Source organism: Aeromonas sp. R3-1 (assembly GCF_040908345.1).
Taxonomy (GTDB): Bacteria; Pseudomonadota; Gammaproteobacteria; order Enterobacterales; family Aeromonadaceae; genus Aeromonas; species Aeromonas veronii.
In genome coordinates, this window is record NZ_JBFODN010000062.1 from 1 (window position 1) to 11702 (window position 11702).

The 11702-nt window shown below is 62.5% G+C and carries 10 protein-coding genes; 3 read left to right on the forward strand and 7 right to left on the reverse strand.

Annotation, left to right across the window (positions count from 1 at the left end):
- Nucleotides 1–110: 110 nt before the first annotated feature.
- Complete coding sequence (locus AB5Y85_RS03585) at nt 111–548, reverse strand: PliI family lysozyme inhibitor of I-type lysozyme (protein WP_257687151.1); 438 nt, start codon at nt 546–548, stop codon at nt 111–113.
- Nucleotides 549–606: 58 nt separating this feature from the next.
- Complete coding sequence (locus AB5Y85_RS03590) at nt 607–2640, reverse strand: M13 family metallopeptidase (protein WP_257687150.1); 2034 nt, start codon at nt 2638–2640, stop codon at nt 607–609.
- Nucleotides 2641–2820: 180 nt separating this feature from the next.
- On the opposite strand from AB5Y85_RS03590, the gene tilS reads away from it, so the two are divergent.
- The gene (gene tilS / locus AB5Y85_RS03595) at nt 2821–4179 is read left to right on the forward strand and encodes a tRNA lysidine(34) synthetase TilS (protein ID WP_257687149.1); all 1359 of its coding nucleotides are present in this window, start codon (nt 2821–2823) and stop codon (nt 4177–4179) included.
- Nucleotides 4180–4268: 89 nt separating this feature from the next.
- On the opposite strand, the gene AB5Y85_RS03600 is transcribed toward tilS, so the two are convergent.
- Nucleotides 4269–5171, reverse strand: coding sequence for a GGDEF domain-containing protein (locus AB5Y85_RS03600; RefSeq protein WP_257687148.1), 903 nt, complete (start codon nt 5169–5171; stop codon nt 4269–4271).
- A gap of 118 nt (nt 5172–5289) precedes the next feature.
- Between AB5Y85_RS03600 and AB5Y85_RS03605 the strand changes: the two genes are divergently transcribed.
- Complete coding sequence (locus AB5Y85_RS03605; RefSeq protein WP_005338473.1) at nt 5290–7242, forward strand: monovalent cation:proton antiporter family protein; 1953 nt, start codon at nt 5290–5292, stop codon at nt 7240–7242.
- 28 nt (nt 7243–7270) lie between these two features.
- Here the strand turns inward: AB5Y85_RS03605 and AB5Y85_RS03610 are convergent, their stop codons facing one another.
- The 4 genes from AB5Y85_RS03610 to AB5Y85_RS03625 all read right to left on the reverse strand — a co-directional run bounded on the left by AB5Y85_RS03610 (nt 7271) and on the right by AB5Y85_RS03625 (nt 10844).
- Complete coding sequence (locus AB5Y85_RS03610) at nt 7271–8416, reverse strand: patatin-like phospholipase family protein (RefSeq protein WP_005347843.1); 1146 nt, start codon at nt 8414–8416, stop codon at nt 7271–7273.
- Between the two features lie 112 nt (nt 8417–8528).
- Nucleotides 8529–9407: an alpha/beta hydrolase gene (locus AB5Y85_RS03615; RefSeq protein WP_236287164.1), complete on the reverse strand. Its 879-nt coding sequence runs from the start codon at nt 9405–9407 to the stop codon at nt 8529–8531.
- A gap of 82 nt (nt 9408–9489) precedes the next feature.
- Entirely contained in the window at nt 9490–10086 is a 597-nt protein-coding gene (locus tag AB5Y85_RS03620; protein WP_257687153.1) for a TetR/AcrR family transcriptional regulator, read from the reverse strand.
- Between the two features lie 113 nt (nt 10087–10199).
- The gene (locus AB5Y85_RS03625; protein ID WP_005338467.1) at nt 10200–10844 is read right to left on the reverse strand and encodes a response regulator transcription factor; all 645 of its coding nucleotides are present in this window, start codon (nt 10842–10844) and stop codon (nt 10200–10202) included.
- 170 nt (nt 10845–11014) lie between these two features.
- On the opposite strand from AB5Y85_RS03625, the gene AB5Y85_RS03630 reads away from it, so the two are divergent.
- The gene (locus tag AB5Y85_RS03630) at nt 11015–11641 is read left to right on the forward strand and encodes a glutathione S-transferase N-terminal domain-containing protein (RefSeq protein ID WP_257687147.1); all 627 of its coding nucleotides are present in this window, start codon (nt 11015–11017) and stop codon (nt 11639–11641) included.
- Nucleotides 11642–11702: the final 61 nt, after the last annotated feature.

Sequence of the window (11702 nt, forward strand, 5' to 3'; positions counted from 1 at the left end):
GTTGAAATACAGAACCCCCGATGCGGCACATAGGGGGTTCTGAGTAGAGAAATGCTAGTTGAAAATGTGTAAACCTATTTCAGGACTAGACACAGATGTCGGGAGAGGGCTTAGTCTTGCGGGCTTTTGAGCGCCTTGACCACATCCTCTTTGGGCTCCAGCTCCTTGACCTGATTAAAGATCTCCAGCTCCCCTTGCGGGCTGACGGTGTAGGCATCGGCATCCTGATAGCTGCCGCTACCGGCGCTCTCGATGATGACCACCAGCTCGGGCTGCTTGTCGCCATTCAAGTCGACCAGTTTCAGCTCCCTGATAAAGCCGTTGCGGGCCATCACCTTGCCATCCTGAAACTCATCCAGTGGAAATTTGGCGTTCTGGCCCGAATAGAGCCGCACGTCATAGCTGCCGATGGAGGCGGGCTCACCCACCCCCTGCGCCACCCGGATCACCTGCCCGGAGGGGAGGGTCAGTTGCTTGCTAAATCCCTCTTCGGCTTGTGCCGCCAGCGGCAGGGTCAGCAGCCCTGCCATCATCAATGCTCTGTTCATCTTGCAACCTCTTGCTGTCTCTTGAGTGCGGGCTCCCGGGGAGCCCGCCGTGATGCTGTTACCAGATCTTCACCCGCTTCTGGGGCGGCAGATAGAGCTTGTCACCCGGCTGGATGTTGAATGCCTCGTAGAAGGCGGGAATGTTCGGCACCACGCCGTTGACCCGGTACTCGGGGGGCGAGTGGGGGTCGGAGCGCAGCAGCATCTGCATCAGCTCGGGGCGATACATCCCCTTCCACACCTGTGCCCAACCGAGGAAGAAGCGCTGTTCGCCGGTGAAGCCATCCAGCACCGGCGCCTCCTTGCCATCCAGTGACAGCTCGTAGGCTTTGTGGGCGATGGTGAGACCGCCCAGATCGCCGATGTTCTCACCCAGAGTGAACTGGCCGTTGACGAACTGGCCGTTGATGGGCTCGAAGCGGTTGTACTGGGCCACCAGACGGCTGGTGCGGAAGCGGAACTCCTTGAGATCTTGCGGTGTCCACCAGTCGCGCATCATGCCGTCACCGTCGGATTTGGCCCCCTGATCATCAAAACCGTGGCCCATCTCGTGGCCAATGACCCCGCCGATGGCGCCGTAGTTGACCGCATCATCCGCCGTCATGTCGAAGAAGGGGGGCTGCAAAATGGCCGCCGGGAAGACGATCTCGTTGTTGCTCGGGTTGTAGTAGGCGTTCACCGTCTGCGGCGACATGTGCCACTCGTCCCGGTCCACCGGCTTGCCGAGGCGCGCCAGACTGTCTGCGTATTCAAAGGCTTGCGAGCGTTGCAGGTTGCCCACCAGATCATCCGGTTTGATGGTGATGGCGCTGTAATCCTTCCACTTGTCGGGGTAGCCGATCTTGGGGCGGAACTTGGCCAGCTTCTCGAGTGCCTGCGCCTTGGTCTCGGGCGACATCCAGTCGAGCTCCTTGATGCTCTGACCGTAGGCGGTGCGCAGGTTCTCAACCAGCTGCTCCATCCGCTCCTTTGCTGCTGGCGGGAAGTAGCGGGCCACATAGAGCTGGCCGACTGCTTCACCCAGATGATCGTTCAGCACCCCGAGTGCCCGCTCCCAGCTGGCGCGCTGCTTGGGCGTGCCGCTCAATGTGGTGCCGTAGAAGGCAAAGTTGGCGCGGTCGGTCTCGCTGTCGAGATAGGGGGCGTAGTCGGTCAGCAGTTGCCACTTGAGGTAGGCCTGCCAGTCGGCGATGGGGGTCTGGGCCATCACCTGATCCAGCGCGCTCAGATAGGTCGGCTGACCGATGATGAGCTCCGGCTGGCCAGCGATGCCCGCGGCATTGAGATAAGCCTGCCAGTCGAGATGGGGGGCGAGCCGTGCCAGTTCGCTGACGGGGCGCTTGTTGTAGTTCTTCTCCCGATCCCGCAGCGCGACGTTGTCCCACTGGATGGTGGCGAGCCGGGTTTCGAGGGCCAGAATCCGCTTGGCCTTGCCGCTCGGGTCAGACTCTCCGAGGCGGCTCAGCATGGCGGCGATGTGCTGCTGGTACTTCTGGCGCAGGGCCTGGCTGTCGGGATCCTGCTTGAGGTAGTAGTCCCGATCCGGCAGCCCCAGTCCACCTTGATAGAGGTAGACCGCATAGCGGTCGGGGGACTTGGCATCGGCGTCGATCCAGATGCCGAACGGTGCGCCGCCGCCCATGCGGCCCGACTGGGCAAAGGCGCGGGCCAGCGCAGCCTGATCACCGATCCGGTCGATATCGGCCAGCGCCGGTGCCAGCGGGGTGAGCCCCTTGGCGTCACGGCCTGCCTGATCCAGATAGCTGGCGTAGAGATCGCGGATCTGCTGGGTCGGCGTGTCGGTGGCTGCCTCCTGCTTGGCCAGCTCCTCGACCAGCACCCGTACATCGGCGAGGGATTTGTCCCGCAGCATGTAGAAGGCGCCATCGGCGGGACGATCGTCGGGGATCTTGGCGGTGGCGAGCCACTTGCCATTGACGTAGCGGAAGAAGTCATCGCCGGGTTTGACCTGGGTGTCCATATTGGCCAGCGCCAGCCCGGAGTGTTTGGGGGCGTCTTGCGGTGCCTGACTGCAGCCAGCCAGCAGGGCCAGTCCAATCAGGCCAGCCAGTAAGCTTTTCTTATTGTTCATCTTGTTTGATTCCAATTCGGGTTGTTTGCTTCCCTGCCCATCTTCCTTGCTCCAACCGGTTGTGCGACCGCCTTGCGGTCAGCCTGGTGGAGAGGGCGGGCGAGCCTCACTCTAGCAGCAGGGTTGCAGCTTGATAAGCCCGACTCTGCTAAGATCGGCCGGTCCGTTTTGGGGAAGCCTATGATTTCTCATCTTTATTCTCGCTTTTGTCTGACTATGCCAGCGCCGGAAGGTTCCACCGGTCTGCTGGTGGCCTTCAGTGGCGGCCTCGACTCCACCCTGCTGCTGGTGCTGGCGGCGCAGTATGCCCGCCAGCACAGCCTGCCGCTTCGCGCCCTGCACGTGCACCACGGCCTCAGTCCCCATGCCGATGAGTGGGTCGCTCATTGTGAAGCTGTGTGTCAGCAATTGGCGGTGGAGCTGCTGGTCGAGCGGGTGACCCTGATCCGCGGCAATGGCGAGAGTCTGGAGGCGCAGGCCCGCACCGCCCGTTACCAGCGACTGACAGCTAGGATGCGGGAGGGGGAGTGGCTGCTCACCGCCCACCATCAGGACGATCAGCTGGAGACCCTGCTGCTGGCCCTCAAGCGCGGCGCCGGTCTGCGTGGACTGGCGGGGATCCTGCCAAGCCAGCCCTTTGCTGGCGGTCTGCTGCTGCGGCCGCTGCTCGATATGAGTCGTGCCGAGCTGGCCGAGGCGGCGGCGAGCCTCCCCTTTGGCTGGGTGGAGGATGAGAGCAATCAGGACGTGAGTTATGACCGCAACTTTTTGCGCCAGACGCTTATCCCCCAGCTCAAGGCGCGCTGGCCCGCCATGGCCCAGACCGCGGCGCGCAGCATGGCTCTGTGCGCCGAGCAGGAGGCGCTGCTGGATGAACTGGCAGAGAGTGACTGGCAGCTGGCGGGCGAGGGGGAGGCGCTCCATATCGGCCCGCTGCACGCCCTTTCACCCACCCGGCGCAACAACCTGCTGCGCTACTGGATCCGCCGTCAGGGGGGGGAGATGCCATCCCGTGAGCAGCTTGCCCGGCTCTGGCAGGAGGTAGCGCTGGCGCGCGGCGATGCCAATCCCCAGCTCAACTGGGGGCGCCAGAGCTGCCGCCGTTTTCAGGAGCGGCTCTATCTGGTGAGCCCTGATCTGCAACCTTGCCATCAGGTATTGCCGTTGACCGTGGGTGAGCCGCTGACCCTGCCGGACGGGTTGGGTGAGCTGGTGGTGCGCATTGCGGAGCACGGCGAGGATCGGCTGCGTTCCCCCCGAGCGGATGAGCCTCTCTCGGTGCGTTTTCAGGTGGCGCCCGGGATCCCCCTCAAACCGGTGGGGCGAAGCGGCAGTCGGCGGATGAAGAAGCTGCTGCAGGAGTATGGCGTGCCTTCGTGGCAGCGGGGGCGCATCCCCATCCTCTACTATGGCGAGCAGGTAGCGGCGGTGGTGGGGCTCTTTGTCTGCGACGGTTTTATGGCGCAGGGGGCCGGGCTGGTCTGTCACTGGCAGGGGGGCGGTGCAGCTCCGGTTTTGCCCGAGCAGGATCTTGCCTGAGGTGATCTCGGTGTGAGGGGGGATTAGCCCCAAAAAAAGAAGCTCCGGTCACATGGCGCGCATGTGCCGGAGCAAAGAAGAGTTCGGGATTATTCGTTAGGGCTGGCCTTGCCGGCTTTTTTGCGGGCGTAGAGGTGACTGTCGGCCGCCTCGTAGAGGCTCGGCACATCGACCCCGGATTGCCAGCTGGCGGCGCCAAGGCTGCATCCGACCGAGAAGGTGCTGAGCTCCTTGTTGGTCATCAACATATGCTGCAGTCGCAGCCAGACCGGGCGCCACGCCTCGGGTTCGGCCGGTTGCAGCAGCAGGGCAAATTCATCTCCCCCGAGCCGGAAGGCTTGATCCGTGCTGCGGATACACCCCTTGAGCAGCTGGGCGAAGCGGCTCAGCACCAGATCCCCCACCGGATGGCCCCAGGTGTCATTGATCTGCTTGAAGCGATCGAGATCCAGCAGCACCAGCACCAGACCGTGGGGCTCTCGGCTGTGCTGCTCGATGGCGCGGCCGATGGCCTCGTCAAAGTAGGAGCGGTTGCCAAGGCCGGTCAGGTGATCGAGCCGGACCAGCTGATCCAGTTTTTCCAGCCGCAGATAGAGGGGGAGCAGCAGGCAGAGCAGCTGATGGTATTGCATCAGTGCCCGTTGCTGACTGCCGCTCAGCGGATGTTCCAGCTCGTAGTGAAGTTGGCCGAGCAGCTGGCCGTGCTGGCCGCGCAGCTCGAACGGATAGTTGTGCAGGTTGAGGGTGGCCAGCGGCGGGTGCTGGATCAGCACATGGGGCTGGCCACAATCGAGGTAGAGACCGTGGATCCTGACAATTCTTGCCGCACGATCGGCAAAAGTTGTCAGCAGACCGCCGAGATCGCTCTGCCCCAACAACTGCTCGAGCAACTGGTTGCGTTCAACGCTGGGCAACGGCGTGAGCCGCTCCATCTGGCGAACCCACTGCTCGATGCCATGGCTAAAGCCATTAAGTGACGACGTATTTTCCATGGTCTTCCACCTGTAACACCTGACTACTGTCTCCTCCCTGCAATTGGCATGCCCAATATATCTTTCCTGCCCGCCAGATCGGCTGACTAAGCTTAAGTCGATAAAAGGAGAGGAAAATTTGTACACCGATCTGTTGATCCTGCTGTTCGCCGCCGTCCTGCTGGTGGCAACTTTCCGGCGCCTCGGCTTGCCGGTCATCCTCGCCTACCTGATTGCCGGCGTCTTGCTCGGCCCCCACGGGCTGGCGGTGATCACCGGCCAGTCGATCATGCAGACCATTGCCGAGCTGGGGATCGTCTTTCTGATGTTCTCGCTGGGGCTGGAGTTCTCCCTGCCGAAATTACTGGCGATGCGTCGGTTGGTGCTGGGGGTGGGGATGTTGCAGGTGCTGCTCACGTCACTGCTCTTCTTCGCCATCGGCTGGTGGTGGGGGCTGGGTCTGGCCCAGTCGCTGGTGGTGGCGGGAACGTTGGCACTCTCCTCCACGGCTGTGGTGATCAAGCAGCTCGGCGAGCAGAAGCAGCTCCACACCCGCCGCGCCCAGCTGGGGGTGAGCGTGCTGCTGTTTCAGGATCTGGCGGTGGTGCCCCTGCTGGTGATGATCCCGATCCTCGCCCAGCCGGAAGTGCAAGGGAGCGCCCTGGCCGCCGAGATCGCCTGGGCCACCCTCAAGGGGCTGTTTGCCCTCTTCACTCTGCTGGCGGTCGGTAAGTGGTTGCTGCCGCTGCTGTTTCACGAGGTGGCGCGGGCCCGCTCCGACGAGCTTTTTGTGCTGAGCGCCCTGCTGGTGGCGCTGCTGGCCGCCTACATGACCCATTCGCTGGGGCTGTCGATGGCGCTGGGGGCGTTTCTGGCGGGGATGATGCTGGGGGAGTCCCACTACCGTCATCAGCTTGAGGTAGACATCAAGCCCTTTCGCGATGTGCTGATGGGGCTCTTCTTTATCACCATCGGCATGGCCATGGAGTGGGAGCTGGTGGCGCGGGCTTGGTGGCAGGTACTGATCTGCGTGGTGTTGCTGGTGCTGTGCAAATCCCTACTGGTGCTGCTGGCCGGGCGGCTGATGGGGGAGCGAAAGCGCGACAGCATGGCCGCCGGCATCATGCTCAGTCAGGTGGGGGAGTTCGGCTTCGTGCTGCTGGCGCTGGCGCTCCACCACGGCTTGCTGGATCAGCAACTGGTCTCCCTGCTGATCGGCATCGGCATCATCTCCATCGCCATGACCCCCTGGCTGGTGACCCAGGCCCATTCGCTGGCCCGCAGCCTGACCGATCCGGCGCTGCTGACCCGCTCCGAGGTGGCCCAGTCGGGCCTGAGCAAAAACCAGCATGTCATCATCGCCGGGTTTGGCCGGGCCGGGCAGACCTGTGCCCGTTTCCTCAAAATCGAAGAGATCCCCTTTCTGGCCCTCGATCTCGACCCCGAGCGGGTGAGCGAGGCTAAGCTGGCGGGGGAGCAGGTGGCCTTCGGCGATGCCAGCCGCCGCGATATTCTGCTGGCTGCCGGGCTGCTGCGGGCACGGCTGGTGATCATCACCTTCGATGATCGCAAGCGGGTGGAGGCGATGCTGGCACTGATCCGCGAACTGGCGGGGGATCTCAAGGTGCTGGTGCGTACCCGGGATGACAGTTTTCTGGAGCAGTACAAGCAGGCGGGGGCGTTTGAGGTGATCCCCGAATCCCAGGAAGGGGCCCTGATGCTGGTCTCCCACCTGCTGCTCAACTGCGATATCCCAATTGGCCGGGTGATCCGTCGGATGGAGCTGGAGCGCAGCAGCCAGTATCGCTTCCTGCACGGCTTCTACTGGGGGGATCAAAGCGCCAGCAATCTGGAGGCAGATCAGCTGCTTGAACGCCTCCATCCGTTGTTGTTGCACGATCAGGCGTGGGCGGTAGGCCGTGAAGTGCGCGAGTTGCCGCTTGATGAGGTGCGGATCAAGGAGGTACAGCGCGGGGATCAGAGTCTGGAGCCCAGACCCGAGCTGGTGCTGGCGGCCGGTGACCGGCTGATCCTGTTTGGTACCGTGGTGGCGATGGAGCAGGCGGAGCAGCGTTTGCTGGAGGGGCGCTGAGTCCCCTCGCACTCATCGGCCGCCCCCTTTACTCCCGCTCTTTTGGTAGCCCTTCGATATCGAGGAAGGCGACGACGCGCTCCCGCTCCCTCAGGGTGTCCTGATAGCCCAGCTTGATCAGCTGCTGACAATAACCCGGATAGAACATCAAAAAGCTGGCCAGACTGCTGGTCTCATCCCCCTTCACACCCAGCACCCGCAACAGGCGGCGCAACTTTAGCGGCAGTTTGCGCAGGTAGGCCAGTGCGATGGTGTCGAGATCCTGACTCGGTTTTAGCACGCAGGTCTCCACCCGCTTCAGCTTGAGGCGATTGCGCTCCCGCTCAGGGATCAGATCCAGAGTCTGGTTGATGCGCCACAGCCGCTCCAGATCGGAGTTGAGAGTGTCGGTAAAGACGGTATCGAGCAGATGGCTGGCGATATTGGAGCTGGTGAGATGACCGTGGTGATGGGTCGGCGCCGAGTGGGCTGGCGGATCCAGGGTGATCAGCAGGATCCGCTCCGCACCCAGATGGATGGCGGGGCTGAGCGGGCTCAGCTGGTGGATGGATCCGTCGCCGTAGAACTTCTCGCCGATCCGGGTGGCCGGAAAGACGAAGGGCAATGCCGAGGAGGCGAGCAGGTGCTCAGATGTAAGCACGGTGCGTACCCCGCGCCGTCTGGCTCGCTCCCAAGGATGGTGGTCGGCTCGCCCTTGAAAGAAGGTTGTGGAGAGGCCGTCATCGTAATCCGATGCCGTGATGGCCAGCGCCTCCAGACTGCCGTAGAGGATGTTGTCATCGATGCGGTGATAGTCGATGAGCTGATCCAGCAGGCGGTGCAGCGGCGCGTTGTCAAAGAGGTGAAAGGCGTGGTTGGTGTGGGGATTGATCAGCCCTGCCGACCCTTCGTACATCAACCGCCACAGCAGGCGCCCCGGGTGAAAATCGAAGATGTGGTGAGTCTCGAAACGGCGCCAGACCCACTCCAGCTTGCGCACCCCCAGATGGAAGCAGGAGGCGTAGCAGGCGAGCGCGGTGACATTGATAGCCCCCGCCGAGGTGCCGCAAAGGATGGGAAAAGGGATGCCGAGATTGCGCGGGTAGAGCTCCGCAATCGCCTTGAGGGCGCCGACCTGATAGGCGGCGCGAGCACCGCCACCGGTGAGCAACAACGCTGTATTGGGTCTGGCCATATGCTGGCGCCTTATCGTGTTCTGACAAGAATGTTCCCACTGACAAGTTAACTATAAGGCGCTGTATCAAATATAAAAACGGGCGTTCGCCCGTTTTTTTCATGGCCCCGTGTCAAAGGGCGCGGTGAGGATTTTCCGGTCGCGCCAGCTGATCGAAGGCGGCGAATACCGGAGCGCTGGCGAGGATGCGACCGTGGCCCAGTCCCCGGGTGCTCACCAGCCGGGTATGACCATCCTGACTGGCCCTCAAGGAATCGCCGTGCGGGGCAAATCTGTCCTCCTCGTCGTGCACGATTATCGCCGCGCCGCTGCGACTGGCGAGGCGACCCAGTGGATCGACCGTGCTCAAGGGGTGCTGGTACTCCTGCTCAATCTCCTTGACCACCGCATCGAACAACCGGATGGAGTAGCCGGAGCGCGCCACCATGCCGTAGAGCTGGGGCACATAGTCGAGCACCGGCGAAATCAACAGCAGCGGCAGGGTATCGATACCCGCCTGACGGCTGGAGAGGGTGACGGCGCCTCCCATGCTGTGGGCGATGACCCCGTGCAGCGGGCCTACTTCGCTGGCCAGCTTGGTCGCCAGCTCGTCGAAGGCGCGCACGAAACGGGGCAGGTGGCCTGTGTTGCCTGCGCTCTGGCCGTGGGCCGGATGATCGTAGGCAATGGCGGTGAAACCCTGCGCAGCGATATGGCTCATCAGCGGATAGAACTGGCTGGCGCTGCCGGACCAGCCGTGCATCAGCAGCCACAGCGGCCCCTGACCTAGCCGATAGCTCATCAATACCCCTTCGCTGGTATGGACGGCCTGCTTCACCAGACCGGCTGGTTCGTGGCCACCGCGCTGGTTGCGTTGGGGGGTGAGCAGCAACTTGCTGGCGGTGCGCTTGGCATGGGTGGGGGCGAGTCTGTGGTGCAACCGGGTGCCGATCCCCAGCAGCCATTTGCTCGGGCTGAAGCGGCGGGTGTTGAAGTAGATCTTGCTGCTCATGGTCATCCTGTGGTTTTTATGTGCGAACGGTCGTGCTTTTTTGTTGGTTTTTAAAAATTAGTGTTGAACGGATGCCAAAACATCAGCGCCAGCTGGCGAGCAGAGCATCCACCTCGGGCCAGAAGTGGCGGGCCGGATCCTGACACAGTTCGAGATCGTTGAACACCTGATCCGCCAGATAGAGGCCATAGAGGCGGTAAACGGCGCGCCAGGGATCCATCTCCTGTCGCCACTCGCCTGCGGCCTGACCCTGCACTACCTGACGGGCCAGATAGTCGAGCCAGAAGCGCACCAGTTGCCGGGCGGCTTGCTGCACAGGGCTCTTTTGCTCATGGCCATCCTGCACCGAGGTCCAGGCGTCGAGGAACATGCAGCGTCCGGCGAAGCAGTGGTTCCAAGCCTGCCAGGCACGCAGCAGGGCGATCAGCTTGTCGTGCTGGCTATGGTGCTCCTGCTGGCGTACCGGCTGGATCACCCGCAGCCGGAACACCTCGGCGGCGTACTCCAGCACGGCGATCTGCAGATTGTCGCGGGATTGAAAGTGGGCAAACAGGCCGCTTTTCGACATCTCGCAGGCGCTGGCCAGCGAGCCTATGGTCAGGCTCTCCAGCCCTTGCTGGCTCGCCTGCTCGAAGGCAGTCTGCAAAATGTTTTCCCGGGTCAGGCGCCCCTTGCTCATCATTATCTCCTCGTTGGCGCTGGCAGCATAAAGTACGATCGTGCTAATTGTCGAGCAACAAATAGCCAACATGGCTGGCTATGTCGTCTCGCGCGAGTCACTGCGCGCGGGTTTCAGCTCTCCTTGATATCGAGCTGTTGCAGGGCGATAACCGCCTGAGTGCGGTTCTTGACGCCCAGTTTTCTGAAGATGGCGGTGATATGGGCCTTGATGGTGGCCTCGGAGACGTTGAGCTCCCAAGCGATCTGTTTGTTGAGGCTGCCATCGCGCAGCATGATCAGTACCTTGTATTGCTGGGGGGTGAGGCTGGCCAGCTTGCTGGCGAAATCGGGGCCATCTTCCGATTCGGGATGGAGCGAGATGCCTTCCGGCACCCAGTTATCCCCCCCGATCACCGTATTGAGGGCGTTGACCAGCTCCTTCATCGGTACCGACTTGGGAATAAAGCCGAGCGCCCCAAGCCGCAATACCTGCTGGATGATGGCCGCATCTTCCGAGGCGGAGACCACCACGATGGGCAGGTCGGGATACTGGCCGCGCAGGTGGGCCAGCCCCTCGAATCCATTGGCTCCCGGCATCTTGAGATCGAGCAGCAACAGGTCAACTTCGGGGTGCTCGCCGAGCAGGCTGGTCAGGCTGTCGATGGAGTCCGCTTCCAGCAATTGAGCGTCGTTGATGGCCATGTGCACCGCTTGGTAAAGGGCGCCCCGAAACAGGGGGTGGTCATCTGCGATGACGATGGTAAATTGGCTGTCCATATTTCGGTTAATGGCTCACATTGTTGCTAACTGATTGTTTTGAAAAATCAAACTAGCATCGCTCACCAAGAGGGTCAAACCCGCCGGTGCGCAAATGTGAAGCGACCATCGGATGTTTTGCCATCAGGGCAGATCGGCCGGTCGCAGGCAACTCATGCAGGAGGCAACAAATGGGTTCCTTGGTATTGGCGGTGGGCACCGGCTCCACCTGGGCGATGCGGGCTGCACTGGTGCTCGCCATGAGCGGGCTGACGTGGCAGGAGCAGGTGTTCGATCTGGAGGATGCCAAGTCGCTGGCCCGGCTCAAGCGGCTGGCACCGGCCGGTCTGGTGCCCTGGCTCGAACACAACGGCGTGCGGGTTCACGACTCGCTGGCCATCGCCGAATATGTTCACGAGCTCTGTCCCGACCGCCAGCTCTATCCTGTTTCGCTGGCCGAGCGGGCGCTGGCTCGCAGTCTCTGCGCCGAGTTACACGCGGGATTTCGGCAGATCCGTTCTCTGCTCCCCTTCTTTCTTGCGGCGCCAACCCGTATCGATCCCCCGGTGGAGGCGGTCGGCGAGCTGGCTCGCTTGCAGGGGAGCTGGTCGCAGGCGCGGGGCCCCTTCTACTTTGGCGAGGCGGGCATTGTCGATGCCTTCTATGCGGTGATGGCCTATCGGTTGGCCAGCTATGGCATCCAGTTGCCCGGTCAGGCCGGAGCCTATCAGCAGGCGCTGCTCTCTTGGCCCCTGTGGCAGGAGACTCTGCTCAAGGCGCGGTTGCAGTGGCCGGTGGCGGCGCGCCAGTCACAGTGAGCCTTGGCAGATAGATAAACGAGAGAGGGGAGCCAGTGGCTCCCCTCTCTGTTGCTGGTGA